Source organism: Streptomyces sp. NPDC087859, from assembly GCF_044742595.1.
Lineage (GTDB): Bacteria > Actinomycetota > Actinomycetes > Streptomycetales > Streptomycetaceae > Streptomyces > Streptomyces canus_F.
This window is the reverse complement of record NZ_JBIUUU010000012.1, coordinates 172,111-188,997: the sequence shown is the minus strand read 5'-3', so window position 1 is coordinate 188,997 and position 16,887 is coordinate 172,111. Positions and strand designations below refer to the sequence as shown.

At 67.9% G+C, this 16,887-nt stretch carries 19 protein-coding genes and 1 pseudogene; 14 read left to right on the top strand and 6 right to left on the bottom strand.

Annotation, left to right across the window (positions count from 1 at the left end; genetic code table 11):
* The first annotated feature begins 17 nt into the window (after positions 1-17).
* Positions 18-431, top strand: a complete 414-nt coding sequence (locus ACIOHP_RS29315) for an anti-sigma factor antagonist (protein ID WP_401892127.1) — start codon at positions 18-20, stop codon at positions 429-431.
* A 428-nt stretch (positions 432-859) separates the two neighbouring features.
* Positions 860-1,210 (top strand): metalloregulator ArsR/SmtB family transcription factor, encoded by a 351-nt coding sequence (locus tag ACIOHP_RS29310; protein ID WP_361552327.1) that lies wholly within the window; start codon positions 860-862, stop codon positions 1,208-1,210.
* A gap of 344 nt (positions 1,211-1,554) precedes the next feature.
* Here ACIOHP_RS29310 and ACIOHP_RS29305 read toward each other — a convergent pair whose 3' ends face one another.
* Both ACIOHP_RS29305 and ACIOHP_RS29300 read right to left on the bottom strand, forming a co-directional pair.
* Positions 1,555-2,031, bottom strand: coding sequence for a hypothetical protein (locus ACIOHP_RS29305; protein WP_361552238.1), 477 nt, complete (start codon positions 2,029-2,031; stop codon positions 1,555-1,557).
* 109 nt (positions 2,032-2,140) lie between these two features.
* On the bottom strand, positions 2,141-3,073 hold the full coding sequence (locus ACIOHP_RS29300) for a hypothetical protein (protein WP_361552241.1): 933 nt from the start codon (positions 3,071-3,073) through the stop codon (positions 2,141-2,143).
* Positions 3,074-3,821: 748 nt separating this feature from the next.
* On the opposite strand from ACIOHP_RS29300, the gene ACIOHP_RS29295 reads away from it, so the two are divergent.
* The gene (locus ACIOHP_RS29295) at positions 3,822-4,310 is read left to right on the top strand and encodes a hypothetical protein (RefSeq protein WP_401892126.1); all 489 of its coding nucleotides are present in this window, start codon (positions 3,822-3,824) and stop codon (positions 4,308-4,310) included.
* Between the two features lie 110 nt (positions 4,311-4,420).
* On the top strand, positions 4,421-5,101 hold the full coding sequence (locus ACIOHP_RS29290; RefSeq protein WP_401892124.1) for a hypothetical protein: 681 nt from the start codon (positions 4,421-4,423) through the stop codon (positions 5,099-5,101).
* 20 nt (positions 5,102-5,121) lie between these two features.
* On the opposite strand, the gene ACIOHP_RS29285 is transcribed toward ACIOHP_RS29290, so the two are convergent.
* Positions 5,122-5,580 (bottom strand): MarR family winged helix-turn-helix transcriptional regulator, encoded by a 459-nt coding sequence (locus ACIOHP_RS29285; RefSeq protein WP_401892123.1) that lies wholly within the window; start codon positions 5,578-5,580, stop codon positions 5,122-5,124.
* Between the two features lie 63 nt (positions 5,581-5,643).
* Between ACIOHP_RS29285 and ACIOHP_RS29280 the strand changes: the two genes are divergently transcribed.
* Together ACIOHP_RS29280 and ACIOHP_RS29275 are read left to right on the top strand one after the other, a co-directional pair.
* Positions 5,644-6,012 carry a VOC family protein gene (locus tag ACIOHP_RS29280; protein WP_361552250.1) on the top strand — a complete coding sequence of 123 codons (369 nt, stop codon included), beginning with the start codon at positions 5,644-5,646 and terminating at the stop codon, positions 6,010-6,012.
* Between the two features lie 198 nt (positions 6,013-6,210).
* Positions 6,211-6,606, top strand: coding sequence for a hypothetical protein (locus ACIOHP_RS29275; protein ID WP_401892122.1), 396 nt, complete (start codon positions 6,211-6,213; stop codon positions 6,604-6,606).
* Between the two features lie 77 nt (positions 6,607-6,683).
* Here the strand turns inward: ACIOHP_RS29275 and ACIOHP_RS29270 are convergent.
* Positions 6,684-6,849: pseudogene (locus tag ACIOHP_RS29270) on the bottom strand (IS5/IS1182 family transposase); the annotation flags it as partial.
* A 92-nt stretch (positions 6,850-6,941) separates the two neighbouring features.
* Positions 6,942-8,828, bottom strand: coding sequence for an ABC transporter ATP-binding protein (locus ACIOHP_RS29265; RefSeq protein WP_401892120.1), 1,887 nt, complete (start codon positions 8,826-8,828; stop codon positions 6,942-6,944).
* A gap of 339 nt (positions 8,829-9,167) precedes the next feature.
* On the opposite strand from ACIOHP_RS29265, the gene ACIOHP_RS29260 reads away from it, so the two are divergent.
* From ACIOHP_RS29260 to ACIOHP_RS29245, 4 genes are all read left to right on the top strand, one after another.
* Complete coding sequence (locus ACIOHP_RS29260) at positions 9,168-10,037, top strand: calcium-binding protein (RefSeq protein WP_401892118.1); 870 nt, start codon at positions 9,168-9,170, stop codon at positions 10,035-10,037.
* A 176-nt stretch (positions 10,038-10,213) separates the two neighbouring features.
* Entirely contained in the window at positions 10,214-10,801 is a 588-nt protein-coding gene (locus ACIOHP_RS29255) for a 3'-5' exonuclease (RefSeq protein ID WP_361552262.1), read from the top strand.
* 105 nt (positions 10,802-10,906) lie between these two features.
* Positions 10,907-12,415 carry a DUF4246 domain-containing protein gene (locus ACIOHP_RS29250; RefSeq protein WP_401892116.1) on the top strand — a complete coding sequence of 503 codons (1,509 nt, stop codon included), beginning with the start codon at positions 10,907-10,909 and terminating at the stop codon, positions 12,413-12,415.
* Positions 12,416-12,711: 296 nt separating this feature from the next.
* Positions 12,712-13,137 (top strand): DUF6003 family protein, encoded by a 426-nt coding sequence (locus ACIOHP_RS29245; RefSeq protein ID WP_401892115.1) that lies wholly within the window; start codon positions 12,712-12,714, stop codon positions 13,135-13,137.
* Positions 13,138-13,375: 238 nt separating this feature from the next.
* Here ACIOHP_RS29245 and ACIOHP_RS29240 read toward each other — a convergent pair whose 3' ends face one another.
* A complete protein-coding gene (locus tag ACIOHP_RS29240) occupies positions 13,376-13,918 on the bottom strand; it encodes a DinB family protein (protein ID WP_401892114.1) in 543 nt (180 codons plus the stop codon).
* 194 nt (positions 13,919-14,112) lie between these two features.
* On the opposite strand from ACIOHP_RS29240, the gene ACIOHP_RS29235 reads away from it, so the two are divergent.
* The 4 genes from ACIOHP_RS29235 to ACIOHP_RS29220 all read left to right on the top strand — a co-directional run bounded on the left by ACIOHP_RS29235 (position 14,113) and on the right by ACIOHP_RS29220 (position 16,833).
* Positions 14,113-14,331, top strand: coding sequence for a hypothetical protein (locus ACIOHP_RS29235; RefSeq protein WP_401892112.1), 219 nt, complete (start codon positions 14,113-14,115; stop codon positions 14,329-14,331).
* Positions 14,332-14,725: 394 nt separating this feature from the next.
* Positions 14,726-15,310: a GNAT family N-acetyltransferase gene (locus tag ACIOHP_RS29230; protein WP_401892110.1), complete on the top strand. Its 585-nt coding sequence runs from the start codon at positions 14,726-14,728 to the stop codon at positions 15,308-15,310.
* Positions 15,311-15,727: 417 nt separating this feature from the next.
* Positions 15,728-16,303, top strand: coding sequence for a snapalysin family zinc-dependent metalloprotease (locus tag ACIOHP_RS29225; protein ID WP_307035660.1), 576 nt, complete (start codon positions 15,728-15,730; stop codon positions 16,301-16,303).
* 164 nt (positions 16,304-16,467) lie between these two features.
* Complete coding sequence (locus ACIOHP_RS29220; RefSeq protein ID WP_401892108.1) at positions 16,468-16,833, top strand: SH3 domain-containing protein; 366 nt, start codon at positions 16,468-16,470, stop codon at positions 16,831-16,833.
* The last annotated feature ends 54 nt before the right edge of the window (positions 16,834-16,887 follow it).

The window sequence follows — 16,887 nt, the reverse complement described above, 5'->3', positions numbered from 1 at the left end:
GAAGGACGTTCACGACCATGACCATCGAGTGGCGCTACACCGTCGAGCAGGACCTCGGCATCCTGTCCGTCGCCGGATTCCTGGGCCCGGATGCCGTCCGCCGCTTCAGTGGTGCCATCGGCTGGGTGGTGGGACGCGGGAGCGGTCCGGTCATCGTCGATCTGACCGGACTGCGCGGCTGGTCGACCGAGGGACAGCTGGCGATTACTGAGGCCGCCCAGCACCTCACCGCAGCGGGACGGAGCCTGGAACTGGCCGCGATCCCCGCCCACGGCCTTCTCGTCCCCGACAGCGGGAGCCCGCCCATCCCCGTCCACGCCGACCTGCCGCACGCACTCGCAGCCCACAGCACACGCCACGGCGAGCGACCGGAAGGCCGCCACGAGTGGCGCACGACAGGATGGCCGCCGGCCGTCGACGCCGGCGAATGAGCCCGCTGGGTCCGGCCGGGGCGATGGCGCCGTCGCTGCCCCGCACCGGGACGACCAGACAGACGGCCTCCGGGGCCAGGCGGTTCGCAACTGCGCGGCGAGGTCAGGTCAGTGCCGGTCGCGGTCCGACGCTGGCCTTGCCGACGGCTCCGAGGCGGCAGTCAGGGCATTTCAACCGGGCGACCGACCCGCCACGCGGTGGAGCGACTCTCATGCAAGCCGCCTCACCACACCGTATAGAGTTGCTCATATTAGCAATTAATGACGTTGGCACCGCCGCTTCAGGCGGTTCGGTTCTCCCGCACGGATTCGGCGTGGCCGCCGCCGCAGGCGAGGATGGCCCGCATGGGTTCGACGAGTGGGTGGACACGATGCGCCGAGGACGGGCCGGCAGGACCGTACGGATCGGCCGGAGAGGGGACGGCACGGTGAGTACGCCGCTGTACCAACTGAAGGCTGAGTTCTTCAAGACCCTCGGCCACCCCGCGCGCATCCGGGTCCTGGAACTGCTGAGCGAGCGCGAGCACGCGGTCGCGGAGATGCTGCCTGAGGTGGGGATCGAGGCGGCCCATCTGTCCCAGCAGCTCGCGGTGTTGCGCCGGGCGAACCTGGTGGTGACCCGCAAGGAGGGCTCGGCCGTGTACTACTCACTGACCAGCCCGCACATCGCCGAACTGCTCCGTGTCGCCCGCACCATCCTCTCCGGCGTACTCGCCGGCCAGGCCGAACTGCTCGCCGATCTGCAGGCCGCCCAGCCGCGGGGAAAACCGCCGTCGTAACGACGGCCCATGATCAGCGGCCGCCTCGACTCCGGTCGCTCGATGGCCTGCCGGACACCGGCTGACCAGGCATCGCGCCACGGAGGGTGCATGGGCCGGCTGCGCGCGGCCCGCGACACCGTGCCGCCAGCTGAACCTGCCCCGGCTGCGGTGGGACCAGAGTCAGGGGAGCTTCCCGCAAAGGCACAGTGATCCCCCGCCGTCGGCGGGCCCGTCAAACATGAGGGGGCCATCGAACTGCCAGACGCAGTTCGATGGCCCGCGGGTTCATCTGTGGACGTGGCGGGGCCGGCTCGCAGTCGCGCCAGCGTCCTTCCGATGGAGGGATGCCGGAGCGAGCTCGGTCAGGTGAGCCAGCTGTTCGCGGCGCACCCGGTGCTCTGCACCCACCGATGGGAGGAGATGCGGTCGGGCACGCTGCCGCTGGTGTACCTGTTGTCGGTCACGTCGTCTGCATACAGCTCGTACGGTGAGAGGCAGACGTACCCGTGCTCGGCGGCGTAGTTGAGCGCCAGGTAGAAGGCGACGACGTCGTTGCCGCCGATCGTGCCGTTGTTCGCGACGGACTTGGGCTGGCTCCAGTCGTTGCCCTGGAAGGGGCCCGAACTGTCGCTCCAGTCGGGGTCGTTGCCGGGGGTGACGCCCAGGAGCGTGCCCGTGCAGTCGAACCCGTTCCAGGCGCGGACGTTGCCGTCGCGGCCGTGGCTGCCCCACTCCGCATCGCAGTACTGGCCCTGTTGCGCCGCATGGGCGGACGTGGGGACGGCGAGACCGAGAGCCATCAGGCCTGTGGCCGCAATGGCCGTGGTCAGCTTGCGCATGTGTACTCCTGTTGTCTGTCTCGTGGGAGGTGTGCTGATCCACGGCGGTGACCATGGACATGGTGTCGCGACCGTGCGCCGTCGTCACGGGAGGCCCTGAACGGAGCTCTCACGTGCGCGGTTCGACGACCTTCGTGGCGCGGGCGAGCGCCTGGAGCTGGAGGCGCGCATAGGTGTCGAGGTCGCTGCCGTAGCGGTCGCGAAGCTGGTTGACGTAATGACTCTCGCGTTCGTTTCCGATAGACCGCAGCGAGGTGTTCTTGGCGCACGTCGCATCGGCGACGGCGAGCTTCCGCTCTGCCTCGAATGCCTCGCCGGGGCCTGCCTTCAGGCCTTGCTCGACGGCTGCCTGACGGGCCTCTTGGGGAGTGCGATACGTGTGCCCGGAACGCGCCATGCACCGGGACCAGGAAGCCAGCGCCGCAGCGAATCGCTTGTCGGCCATCACCTGGGGGACGTAAAGGGGTTGCAGACCCATCACCGTCTTCTCGGCACGGAACCAGGCCACCCGGTCGCCGTAGAGGTGTCTTTCCGCCTCTGCCACGCAGCCGCCCACTCGCTTGCGGACAGTCCCGCCGGTGGGCACCTCGGCCGTGATGACCGGGGCAGCGGTGCCTTCGTCCAAGGCCTTGTCGTAGGCCGCACGCCGTTCACCGGAGAGGCCGGCGCGGTAGGCGACGTTCCTGTTGGTCAGCTTGGCGCGTTCGTGCTTGGCGTCTATGCGGCTGCCGTAGCCGTGCTTGTTCGCCCAGGGGACATCGTCGGTGACCCAGCCGAGCGTGCGGCTCTCCTCGAGGCTCAGCCGCTCCGCCTCCCAGAAGTCGAAACCCTTACGCGCCATGCAGCGTTTGATCAACCGCTGTTGGGCATCAGCGATACGCAGCTGCTCGGCGTCCGTCAGCTCTCGCGGGTGCGTGCTTGCGGCCGAGGTCCCCCGATCCGTCCCGGAGGGCCTCGCGTCCTGTTCCTGCGGGCCGCACCCCGCCGTGACAACGCCCAAAGCCGCCATCACGACGAGCGCGGCAGCGCCCACGCGCTTCATCAACAACCACTTCCCCCGATGCGGCTCGTCGTCCCGGCCCTCGGTTGACCTGCGGACCGAGAGCAACGTACGCGACAACGCGCCGCTTGCCGTCCTGACATCTGTCAGGGCAACGAACTCCGTGGGCAAGGAGGCCGGTACGTTCCGTGGACGGCCGGAGTCAGCCAGTCGGGCTCAACTCCAGGGGCGGCATCCGCCGGCGCTGTACGACCATCCACTAGCCGGGAGCGGGGGCGGAACCCCGGTGATGGATGCCTTCGCCTTCGGTGACGCAAGACGTTCCGGCTCCGGCAAGCCCTGCCGGAGTCGACGGCACGAAGGCGGCCGCGACTGACCGGCCTCCGCTCAGCACTCATCTCCGGATACCGGCCTCCGGCACTTGAGCACCTACCAGAAGACGCCGCGGGCGAGGTGTAGCCGTAACCGCGCTCAGCTCCATCGCGCTACGTCCGGTCACGTCCGGTTTCCCGCCGGGGCGGCAGTGTCCGGCCCCGGCGGGAACCCCCACCTGCCAACACTCGTCGGAGCTCTCTGCGTGCCCCCGCCGTGACCGCTGTCGTGACCGCCGTACTGCTCGCCGGAACATCCGTGGCGTGCGGCGGGCAGTTGGCATCGCGAGAGGGCGCTGCGCCCGCTGCCGGGCTTCTCGCTCTATGGCGGAGGGCGGGTCATCGTCCCCGGAGATCCCGCCGGAGCACTGCAGACGGCCCGCGAATTCCCTCTCTCAGGCCGCCAGTACGAGCAGGTCATGGCGGATGCCCGGGTAGCGGGCCTCGGCCGGGCCCGTGGCTACGAGGACTCCGGCAGCACCGACGCCTCACTGCTGCGCGTGACACTGCGGACGACGGAGGGTTTGCGGACCACTCGGATCGCCGCTCCCGAGGCGGGTGGGACAGGCTCGCGGCGGGAGCTCCTGGAGTACGTCGACCGCCTCCCGGACGCTCCCCGTGGGGCACGTGAGTTCCGGCCGACAGCGCCGGCGGTGCTGGCCACAAGCGGGGTGAGCGCGGGATCGGCCTCGGTCACGCCGTGGCCCCTGCGCCCGCTCTCCGACGGCACCTGGACCCGTGAGGGAAGGTGCACCGTCCTGACCGACGAGGCGCTGACACAGGTTCAGCGCCTCGCCCGAGACGCACGTCAGGACAGCCGCTGGACCAGTGGTGGCAGCCTCTACGCGGTGTCCTTCCGGCCCCTGCTGCCCGACGGACACACCTGCCGGGACCTCGACGTCCGCTGACACCGACCGCCGACACCCATGGGGCCGCACTCGAGCCAGATCCGGGCAGGACAAGTCGAGAGGTACGCCGCCGCATCCCACCTGTCAGACCCGTGATGTTGGATGGAGACATGACCATTCACCGTGTGGCCCGGCGACTGCCCGAGATTTCCGCGCTTCGCGGTCACTGCCGTTCGATGGCGATGCTGGAAGCGATACTCAGCCCGGAATGGGCCGACCGGCACTACTCCTTCGACGCGCATTGGTCCGCCGGAGAGGAGATGGCCTCGATGCGCAACGGATCGGGCGACGAGTACTCCATCGTCTTCTCGGACGCCGGCGCCTACATCCGCGGCTTCGCCCACGAGTCGCCCATGAGCCCCTACGCCAATGACGGGCCGTGGCCCGGCGTCCTGGACGACGTCCCGGACGTCTTCCGGTCCTGCGTCGAAGAGCCCGCGTTCGCAGACGAGGACGGAATGCCGGCCGTGACCGCCTGTGCGTGGCGCGAACGGGGCGATGGAGCTTGGACGGCGGGCACGATCGAGTTTCCCGACGACGGTGCCGCAGATCCGGATGGCTCCGAGTATCTGTTCCGACTCCTTACCGACCGCTCTCCGGAGACATTCCAGCGTTTCGCCGAGGACTACTACGAAATCCCGGTGCCCCTCGCGGCCATTCAGCACGTGTTTGCACTACGTCCTCTCACGAGCGAGGTGGTTGTGGCCCTGAATCCGGAGGTGGCTTTGGATGCTCTGGCAAAGGACACGGCCGAGATCGGCTACCCGACCGGCGACAGCACGGAGACCTGATACATCGACCACCTCGTGAGCTATCCCCCCTCGCTGTCCCCGCGCAGAGAATGGATCATGCTCTGCAGGATTCGGAAGGCCTCTGACTGCTCGGTCTCGGTCAGGCCGGCCTGCATTCTGGCCTCGACGGACCGGACGGCCGCGCTCGCCTTTTCGAGGCTTCGCCGGCCGCGAGGCGTGAGCCGTGTGGGAAGGACCTTCCCGACGGCTGCCTCCGCAGGTCTGGTCACGTAGCCGTCGCGTTCCAAAGCCTGGAGCAGCACGTTCATCGTCTGCCGTGTCACGAACGCGCCCCGCGCGAGCTCGGAGTTCGACAAGCCCGGTCGCTGCGCCAGCAGCTCCAGGCAGGAGTAGTGCGTCACGCTCATCCCGAGCGGCCGCAGCACTTCCTCCATGGCCGCGCGGAGGGCGCTCGAGGCTTCTTTGAGCAGGTAGCCCAGTGACGTCTCCAGGTCGACGCCGACACCTTCTTGACTCATGTCAGTATTCTGACATACGTTCATGCGTGTCAGAAAACTGACATGCAGAGAAGGAGCGTCATCATGCCCGCTACCGGCCCCGACTTCATATCGCTCCAAGTGCGCGACCTCGACACTTCGCAGGCGTTCTACGAGCAGTACCTGGGACTCGTCCGCTCGCCGGCCGGACCTCCGCACGCCGTCGTCTTCGAGACGAAGCCGATCGCGTTCGCCCTGCGCGACGTCATTCCCGGCACCGACCTCGCATCCGTCGCGCAGCCCGGCATCGGTGCCGCGATCTGGCTCCACGCCACCGACGTCCAGGCCATCCACGACGCGCTCGTCGCCGACGGCCACACCATCGCCTCCGCGCCGATCGACGGCCCCTTCGGCCGGACCTTCACCTTCGCCGACCCCGACGGCTACCAGGTCACACTCCACGACCGCACGTGACCGACCAAGCGTCACCGCACCATCACCGGCGGGTCGCACCCCAGGGCCGGTCCTGACGTCACCTCTGCCTTCCCGACGTTCTGCCAACTGGACGACCTCAGCTGGGAAGTGGCTGGCCAACAGCGGCACCCCGACACGCCGTGTTGAGCTGGTCAGGGCGCCCTGGCCTAGTGTTCGCTGCTGGACGAAGGGGGTCGCTTGTCGCGCGATACGTTCGAAGCGGAGGCGGGCATGAAGGGGATCACGTTTCCCGCCTGGCACGGGAAGCACTACGTCACCCTGGCTGAGCTACTGGTCCGCCTCGGCAGCTTCGGCCTGGACCTGACGTGGCGCGTCGAATTCGACGAGCTCGTCGATCCTCGCTGTGCCGAGATGGAGAGACGGTCCGCCGACGCCGGCATGGACACGTTGACGCTGTTGTCGCTGACGACCCCCTTCCTCCAGCTGATCGACGCCGAAGCACGTGGATCCGCCGAGGGCAGGGTCACGGTCGTCCTGACCGAAGTGGACAGCTCGTTGTGGGAGGTCAGGGCTGTCGACGAGCGCGTACTCAGCGAACTTCGTCGCCACTATCCGGGCGCAACGGACCTCTGAACGCAGGGTTGCGTGACGAGTACGCCTTATCGCCTCTGACGCGGGCGGGCCGGGTGCGCGGTCGTCCAACAGCCCGTGGGGGCACGAGTGGAGGCACCAGCCGCGTGCTGATGGGGGCGGCAGGTCGTGGAATCGACGCTGACCATGCTCCGGTCGAACCGGCCTTCGGTAGGCGTCTGCGTGGACGGCCCGCAGGATTCTCTCCCGCGTGCCGTCCGCCGACCACCTGTGATGACGGTCGTGAACCGTCTCCAGGGCGCCGGATTCGACCACCGGGGCATCCGGGCAGCGGGGACCCCCTCGCCCAGATGCGCCCTGACCAGGAACAGCGCTGTTCACGCGGTCTTGGCCCCCGTCGGCGACGGCAGCGTAGGGCCGGCGTGCGGCGTTGGGCCGGTGGCCTGGTCCGGGCCGGTGGAGTTGTGTTGGTCGCTCTCGCCGAGGAAGCCGCCCGACTGGTGTTGCCAGAGCCTGGCGTAGGCGCCCTGTGCTGTGAGCAGTTCTTCGTGGGAGCCCTGTTCGATCACCCTCCCGCGGTCCAGCACGACGAGACGGTCCATGCCCGCGACGGTGCTCAGCCGGTGGGCGACCACGAGCGCGGTGCGCCCCTTCATCAGCCGCCACAGCGCGTCCTGGACGAGGATCTCGCTCTCCGAGTCCAGGGCACTGGTCGCTTCGTCGAGCAGCAGGACCGGTGCGTCCCGCAGGATGGCGCGGGCCAGGGCCACGCGCTGGCGCTGGCCGCCCGAGAGCTTCACGCCTCGCTCGCCCACCAGCGTCCTGAAACCGTCGGGGAGCTGCTCGGCGAATTCCGTGACGTGCGCCGCCTCGGCTGCCGCGAGGATCTCCTCGTCCGACGCGCCGGGCCGGGCGAAGGCGATGTTGTCCCGCAGCGGGCGGTGGAACATGGCGGGTTCCTGCGGGACGTAGGCGATCAGCGACCGCAGATCACTCTGCCGCAGGCGGCTGATGTCCTGGCCACCGATCAGGATGCGTCCGCCGTCGACGTCCGACATCCGCAGCAGGAGACGCGTCAGGGTGGTCTTGCCGCCGCCGGACCGGCCGACCAGCCCGATCCGCGCACCCGCCGCCACGTCCAGGTCGAGCCCTTCGAAGATCGGTGCCGCGCCCGCGTGGGCGAACGTGACCTTGTCGAAGCGGACACCGGAGTCACGCGGCGCGAGCGGCTCCGGCGTCGGCGGGTCGAGCACGGTGGGCGGATCCAGCAGCAGCTCCGTGAACTGCGCCGCCTCGGTCATCGAGCTTTCCAGGCGCCGGTAGATCTGATTGAACTCGAACATGATCTCGGTCGCCTGGGAGTAGTAGGTGAAGGCGACGACAACTCCCTCCACCCCCAGCCCCGGACCGCCGAAGGCGATCGCTATCACCAGCCCCAGCACATTGGTGGCGACGGACAGCGGCGCGATCACGGTGTCGACGCGCAGGTTGCCGTAGTCCCACGACCTCAGCGTCAGCCGTCGGGACTCCGCGACCCGGCTTCGGTGCTCGGCGCCTTCCCGCCGTTCGGCCGCGAAGGCCCGGATGGTCTCCATGTTCATGAGGCTGTCGGCGACATGGCCGGAGACACGGGCGATCGCCGCCTCCCGTTCGTTGACCAGCCGTTGCCGGCGACGGATCAGCGGGGTCGCGGCCACCAGGGTCAGCGCCATCATCACGAGCAGACCGGCGACCAGCATCGGCGAGTAGGTCCACAGCACCGCCGCACCGAACAGCAACGGCACGAGACTGCCGACGATTCGGTACGTCATCGTGTCGATGAAGTCCTCGAATCGCTTGCCGTAGCTCAGGACCCGCTTGGTGAGAGAGCCGGCAAAGTTGTCGTGGAAGAATGCCGCGTCCTTGGCCAGGAGTTCGTCCATGCCGTCGACGTACAGGTGCTCCATACCGAGCGCCGCCACCCGGTTGAGACAGTGCTGCCCGACCCGCCACACAGCCTCGGAGAGCAGCAGTGTCACCCCGAAGCCCAGCACGTACGGCGACGCGGAGTCGAGGGTGAGGCCGCCGTCCGAGGCGGCCTGCCCCGCCAGCTTGGCGATCAGCAAGGGGGCGATGTAGCGGATGCCGATGTTGCCCAGGGCCGGAAGCAGCAGCGCGGGCAGCGCCAGCCACCGTAGGCGCAGGAGTTCACGGTTGTAGTGGCGCAGCGCCAGCAGGACCGCGCTCTTGCGCGGAGCGGAGCCGTACGTGTCAGAGGTGCCCATCACACTCCCGGGGGTGAGGAAGCGGGCAAGTGTCCCGTCGAACAAGGTTCTCAGTCCATGCATTTACGGCGGAGCGGTGATAATCGGACACTCCGCCGCCGGGTTCCGCAGCATCAGACCGCCCTGCCGAGCCGTATGCGGGCTCCGCCCGGCTCGCCTTGCGCGTACGGATGGCGTCTGTCGGCGCAGACACGGCGGAGCACGGTTTCCGATCCAGGGCAACGATCGGGCCGGTTCGGTAGTCGTAGAAGGCGACATACGCCATCCCGCTGTACCTGCCGCCAACTGCCCTCGTTCGGTGCGTGGTTGGGAGCATGGTGCGCTGCCCGTGGAGGATTCATGAGCCGTTACGTCCCACCGATGGGCGAGAGACAAGCCGGGGAGCGTGAGGTCTCCTCGCCGGCCCGCGCCACGCACGCCTCGTGGCGCAAGCCGATCCGGAGCGCAGCACGGCGCGGAGCCGTGGTGGGAGCCGTCGCCGTAGTGGCGGTGGGGGCGGCCGCTTCGGCTGATGCCGCGCCCGATACCTCACGCAGTGAACCGGTGGTCAGCGGTGCCGTCATCAACGCGGGGCATGACGTCATCGTGGGGATCACACGTGACGTGGTGTTCCCGGTCACGGTCACCGGATCGGACGACTCCGGGCTCTCCTTCGTCGATGTGGACCTGAAGGGACCTCACGGCGGCTTCTACACCACCGACGCGTTCTGCGAGACCGCCACGGACTGCACGACGGTGTTCACCGTCAACGCCCACCTGGCTCCCGGCAGCGACGACCCGGTGGACCTGGCCAACGCCAACGCGGGAACCTGGTCGGTGGACTCACTGGTCGACGCCAACGACGGCGATTCCGTCTACTCTCCCGGCGTAGCGTCGTTCGCCCTCAAGCGTGCTGCGCGGCTGACAGTCAACGCGGCACCGGAACCGGTCGCCAAGGGTGCGCAGATCACCGTCACCGGCAAGCTGGTGCGGGCCAATTGGGACACCTACAGGTATGCGGGATATACGGGCCGGGCGGTGCAACTGCAGTTCCGCCCCAAAGGCAGCAGCACCTACGCCACGGTGGCCACGGTGAACACCAACAGCACGGGCAACCTGCGCACCACCGTCAAAGCGGTCAAGGACGGCTACTGGCGGTGGAACTTCACCGGCTCGGCCACCACCGGACCCGCCAAGGCAGCCGGCGACTTCGTCGACGTACGGCCCTGAACGGGCGAGCGTCACCGCACAACGGCCGCTGCCCCGGACGGATCCGGGGCATGCCGCCTGCGAAACGCGGCAGGTTGCGGGAGCGCGGGGCCGCCACGAGGTTGCGTTGGCGGTGACGGGTGGGCGGGTGGAAATCGAGGTGCCGGAACCGGGCGCGCATCCTTACTCTCGGTTCCATGCCCCATGAATCGTCGCTCCTGAACGTCATTGACGTGGAGGCCACCTGCTGGGACGGGCAGCCGCCGCCCGGCTCCGTGAACGAGATCATCGAGATCGGTCTCACCGTCGTGGACGTATCGGCACGACGCCGTGTGTCCCGGCACCGTGTCCTGGTCCGCCCTGTCCGGTCGGCGGTGAGCAACTTCTGCACCGAACTGACCGGACTGACGCAAGCTGAGGTGGAACGGGGCGTCACCTTCGCCGAGGCATGCCGGATCCTCGTCGAGGAATACGAGGCTGGGAAGCGCCCCTGGGCGAGCTGGGGCGAGTACGACCGTCGGCAATTCGCTCGACAGAGTCAAGCCGATGGGGTGGCCTACCCGTTCGGCTATCCGACGGAACGCACCCACACCAACGCCAAGGCGGTATTTGCCGCTGCGTACGGGCTGCGGAAGAAGCCCGGTATGGACCATGCTCTCCAGATCGCCGGACTGCCGCTCGAGGGGCGCCATCACCGAGGCGAGGACGACGCATGGAACATCGCGGCGCTTGTTCTCGACCTGTTGGATCGCGGGACATGGCCAGTGACGGCCACCGTCGTTTGACGCTCCGGCTCCAGCCCCAGCTGCAGACGCCTGGGACATCTCCTTGTGTCAGTACCGGCACGTAGGCTTCTGGCCACCACTCACCTACTGGGAAGACACAGAGACTTGACTGACCTGTCTGCTTTTCCGCTGCCTTTTCACGCTTCCCGGTCCATAGCGTTCGCGACACCCCGAACACTGCGGGAACTTCAGATGATGGAGTGCAGCTCCGAGATTCGGGCGAAGCCGCGGTGGTTCGACAAGATGAACGACGCCGACATCGTCGCGAGATGGACGCGAGAGGCGATCGCCCAGGGGCTCACCGAGGCACAGGTGCAGTACGTACTGGCCGAACTTCGGCATTACGCCGCGCTGCGAGACGCACGGACCGGCATCGAGGTGTCCACCGTCGATGGAGTGTGGCAGTCGGACACCCTTGTGGACGACAAGCTCAGATTGCGGCTGCGCGAGGCGGTGCGGGTTCTGGAGCAGGTCCCCGAAGCAGAACAGGACTGGCATCCCGGATCTGACGGCCTCGTACTGGATCTGGTCCACCCCTCCCTGTTCTGCCTGGTGAGAGAGGTGAGCGGTGCACCCGAGCGGGCTTGGCGCAATCCGACGGACCGATACTCGAAGTACGAGTTCTCGGAGAAGTTCCAGTGGCTGCCGACGGACGTGGACGTCGACGACGAGGGCGAAGTCGCTTTCCGTTCGTACGTCAACAACGTACATCCCGAGACGCATCGCGAACTGGTCTCCGTGCTGCCAGACTTGTTCGCTCGCTTCCGCCCGCTCTGGGAGAACGTACTGACCGATCTGCGGCATCCGCGACCGCTGCGGATCGAGGCCGATCCGTACGGATGGTACGACTCGGAGCCGGAATACCCGAACAAGTCCTCCTACAGCGATGATGAGGCCTACGCCGAAGCCCTCCAGGCATGGGAAGAAGCCCACGATTCCTGGTGGGAAGACCGCCGTCCGGTCATCCCGGATGCCCCCGCGTTCACCCCGCCCGCGATGCCCGATGCGGCCGAGCGAGTCGACCTGCGTGGCCGCTCACTCCAGGTCATCGTCAAGATTGCCGCTATTCATCTGACCCCGGACAAGCCTGAGTACCCCGGCGGTTCCTGGCATGTCGAGGGGATGATGAACGAGCGAATTGTCTCAACCGGCATCTACTACTGGGACAGCGAGAACATCACCGAAAGCCACCTGAGTTTCCGGGCGGCACTCGATGACCCGAGCTACGAGCAGAACGACGACAACGGATTGCGTGAGGTCTACGGCCTGGAAGACGAAGACGCACTGAACCAGGTACTGGGATCGGCATCGACCCCGGCAGGACGCTGCCTTGCCTTCCCGAACGTCCTGCAACACCGCGTCGGTTCATTCCGCCTCACGGACCCAACCCGCCCGGGCTATCGCAAGATTCTCGTGTTCTTCCTGGTCGATCCGTCAGAAAAGATCGTCTCGACATCTGATGTGCCACCGCAGCAGCCCTGGTCCGACTCCTCGACCATGACACTCGAACAGGCCCATGAGTACCGCGACCAGCTCATGCAAGAACGCAAGTTCTTCGTCGACGAGCACAACGAACAGCTCTACGAACGAGAATTCTCCCTCTGCGAGCACTGAGCCTATTCCAAGGCCTGCTGGGCAAGGCCGTATTCGAGCAGCTCAGGGTGCGTGACCGCACCTGACTGCTCATGATGCGAAGTCGAGATTGCGCGTAGGGGGTGACGGCCTGGGCTGTGTGGTGCAGGCCGTCACCCGGCACCTCAACGTTCGCGGAGAGGCAGGAGCGAGCGGGTGGCGTCAGCTCTGGCCATCTGCGCGGGGGAGTTGGCCATGCCCTGGGATCGAAGTGCCTTCCGAGGGTATTGGCACCACGTTCGTGTTCATGCTTTGTTGCGAAGGCGGGTGCCAAGACCATGGCCGACGATGCTCTGTTGTTCGTTCTCCCCGAGCGCCATCCGCGTCTGGGCGCGGCCCTGGCCGCTGTCGGCGACCTGGAGTGCATCGAGACGCCCGCGGTGCGGGGGTGGCTTGATGCGCACGGGGTTCCTGCGAGCTCCGAATGCGTCAGGATCGTCCCGGCCGGAGCCGAGGTGCTCATCCCCGAGGACGCGGAGCGGCTGCCGGTGCCCCTGACGCAGGAGGAGACGGTGCGGGTGGAGCACGCCTGCGCACCGCAATCCGTCACGGACATGGAGTCCGAGCTGCTCAACTTCCGCGACACCACCCAGGACTGGCAGTCCCTCGTCCACCGGGCGCTCACGTCCGGGATTCCCGAGGCGCGGATCGCGCAACTCACGGGCCTGGACCCACAGGAGATCGGCCAGGCTGTGCAGGGCTGAGCTGCGGGCTCTGGGTGTCCACTTCCTTTGGGTGCCCCCTAGCGCCAGCAGCCGGTGAAGTCGCGGTTGCTGATAATCGCCCGGAGCTGGAGGAGCCGCGTCGTTCGTGTTGCCGCCCCTGAAGTCGATTCGGCCGAGGTGGCGGGCACTGTCGGCCGGGAGGATCGGACCATCGTCCCGGCCGTGCCGCGGCACGATCAGCGCCTGGTCGACATGGCGGTATTCGGCGCGGTACGGCTCAGGCCTGCCAGCGGTAGAGGTCGCGCAGCAGGGAAATCTCAGCGCCGTGATGGATCAGCTCCCTGTTGACGTGCAGGACGATGCCCTCCATGGGAAACCGCTCGGGACCGAGCGTGGGCGGATTCTCCAGGCCAGCGTCCGAGAGCTTGCGGACCCCCGCGTTCCATCTCCCGTACATCTCATCGAGCTGCTTCAGCGCCTCGTCAGCGGTCCCCGCGTAGGCGAATGTCTGGGAGTCGACGTCCTGGCCGCCGAAGTGCCACCCGACCCGATAGCCCAGGCAGGAGACGATGATGTGCGCCAGCCGCCAGGCAATCGTGGTCACCGGCGCCGGCACCGGGGCAGGGGACGCGGAGTCCATCGTCCATTCGCCCGAACCTGCCGACATCGGTGCGGCCGACCTGCCACGTGGGCGGATGCTCCAACAGCCACGCACCGGCTCCCAGAAGTACTCCTCATCGGCAAGACCGTGCAACCGCGGCCGCAGGTTCTTGTGCCAGTGCCGGTCCAGCTGATCCGCGATGCGCTCGCTCCTTGCCACCTCCGCACCCTACATACGACGGAGATTTGCCTGTGCCCTTCGCGGACGCCGTCGCCGCGAGCGGCTTCTCACGGGTCTCACCTCACAGCCTCGCCGAACGGCATCGGAGCGGAGAACCCGCGCCAGCGTGTGACGGCCACGCGGCTGGCGCACTACACCAGGCGTCTCAGTCGTTCGGCGTGCAGGGTGGCCTCATGGCTACCGATCATCCCGTCGTCGTCTACCCGCCCGCCGCGGACGGAGGTCGACGCGTGCGGATCGATGACCACTTCGTCGGCATCGCCTACAGCGTTCTCGACATCGCCGCGTTCGTTCAGGAGGCCGGGCTGCAGGACTGGGACGAGATGGACGTCGTCCGGTCCTCGCTGATCGAGTGGCGCAGCGGCGGGCCCGACGTCTGGACGTCCGTCTGATGACTATGTCGAGCGCCGCACAGCAGCGGTCAGTGAACCTGGTGATCAAGATGGTTCAGGCCGCGGGCCGGGGCACGCTTTGAGCGCGGGGAGGAGAACCAGAAGGTTGCCGCGGAACTGCGGGTGAGCGAAAGCGGTCCGTTCAGCTGCGGCGGTCCTGGCGCGCAGGGTGCGGACGGTGGCGTCTCCTAAGGATCACCCGCGCGTACTGAATCAGCCGCTTGAAGGTGGCGGCAACCGACCAGGAAGCGATGATGAACTGCCCGGCCGGGCTGTCGGTGCGTGGTTGATGGCATGCGCGATCTGCCGGTAGGTGGTGCCGTGGTCGTGAGGGCCGGACCGTGCTCGGATATTCGGTGTCCTGCACGCTCCGTGAGGACACAAGATGGTGCGCATGACGTTGGCCACCCCGATACTCCACACCACCCGCCTGCGACTGCGCCCCTTCGCCGACGCCGACGCGGAGCCCCTGTTCGCGCTGCACAGTAGCGCCTACGTGATGCGCTACTGGGACTCCCCGCCGTGGACCGACCGGGCCCGCGCGGAGCGTTTCCTCTCGATGTGCCGGACGATGGCGGACGAAGGCACCGGGGTGCGGGTCGCCATCGACCGTGCTTCTGACGGGGCCTTCGTAGGCTGGTGCGTTCTGACCGGATGGAACCCGGACTACCGCAGCGCGTCGTTGGGCTACTGCCTCGCCGAGGCGATGTGGGGCCATGGCTACGCGACGGAGGCGGCACACGCCCTGCTGCAGTGGGCATTCGACACGCTGGACTTGAACCGGGTCCAAGCCGAGGCCGACACGCGCAACGTGGCGTCTGCCCGGGTGCTGGAGAAGATCGGGTTCGTGCGTGAAGGGACGTTGCGGGAAGACTGCGTCGTGAACGGCGAGGTATCCGACTCGTGGGTGTTCGGATTGCTCAGGCGAGAGTGGCAGCCGTCGGCCGTGCCGATTCCCGCTCGCGAAGCGCAGCGTTGAGCCCGTTTCTGATAGTGGCCACGTCCGGGTCGTCAGCGGGCATGCCGAGGACCTTGTGCAGCTCGCTGGACCTCCTTGTCGGCGTCCGGTCCCGTCGCGGTCTCCAGGACGCCGGCTGTCGCGCGGACCGGGTTCCCGGTCGCTGCCCGCGCCATCAGGCGACTTGACGCCCCGTCGGAGCCGCGGGATGTCGGATCTCGGGTCTGGCGGGTGGCCGCCCAACTTCCCTTTCAGGGCGAGGTGATGGCGCAAAAATTGGCATGGCAGGTACATGACCTACAGGGCTCGTGGGGCATACCATCGCAAGGCCCCGGAGGGGCGGTCGACGAGGCGTCCGGCCCCACCGGACGTTCGTGCCGCTCCTTCGCGTACCCGGCCCCGCCGGGGCCGGAATCCCCCCACGGACAAGGAGCAGAAATGCCCCTCGGCACATGGCTCAAGGCAGGAACTTCCGCCGCTGCGCTCACCCTCGCGATGGCGAGCGCCGCGACTGCCGCCCCTGCGGCTGAACACCCCACCGCACAGGCGGCCGTGGTGACCCTTCGCTACGACGACAGCCGCGCCGCAGGCTGGGAGGCGGCGATCGCGGCCGGAGTCGCCTCATGGAACGCGAACGTCAGCAACGTCAAACTGGTGGAAGCGGCCTCCGGCACCGGGGCCGAAATCGTGATCGTCGCCACCACGGGCTGGCCGCAGGCCACCCTCGGCCCCGTCCGCCCGGGCCGTCAGGTCCGCGTCGAGCTCGGTAGCCAGGCCGTGAGCCAGGGCTACGACAAGACGCGGATCGCCGCCCACGAGCTGGGTCACAGCCTCGGCCTGCCGGACACCAAACCCGGCCCCTGCTCACAACTGATGTCGGGGTCGAGCGCCGGCACGGCCTGCACCAACGCCGTACCCAACGCTACCGAGCGGTCCCGTGTGCAGTCCGCTTACGCAAGCGGCGTCGCCGCGCTCGTACCCACTGATGGCCGGATCCTCATCGACGCACCCTGAGCACACGGCCTCAAGGGACGGCGCTTCCCGGGGACCTCGCGAGATCCCCGGGACGTCGTCCCCCTCTCATCCCCGCCGCGACCCTGACAACTGTCAGGGTCCGCTCCCTCCCCGGGCTCCCTACAGTCCTGAGCGTCAGCCACACCACTCAGGGGGAACTCGCCATGTCCACTCACCTCTTCGCCAGGACCGCGCTCGTCGGCGCCGGGGCGCTCGCTCTGCTCAGCCCGCTCACCATGGGGACCGCTGCCGCAGCCGAGCAGGGGACCGCCCGCGTCATGGCCGCGCCGTACGCGGTCGTGCCGTACGAGACCGTCAACGTCCGCACGGGCCCGGCCACTGGCTTCCCCGCGGTGAGTACCGTGGCCGCGGGTGAGTCGCGCGGCGCCTACTGCTGGGAGTTGGGTGGGTGGGTCAGCGACTACGGCTTCACCAACAGGGTCTGGGTGAAGATCGCCGAGGGTTACGTCAGCGCCGTCTACCTCAAGGGCAACGAGTACGGCGACCTGCCCGCCTCGGCGAGTTGCTGACCGTGGCGTGACAGCGATCGGCCGCGCCATCGTCGCGGGGGACGGACATGCGGC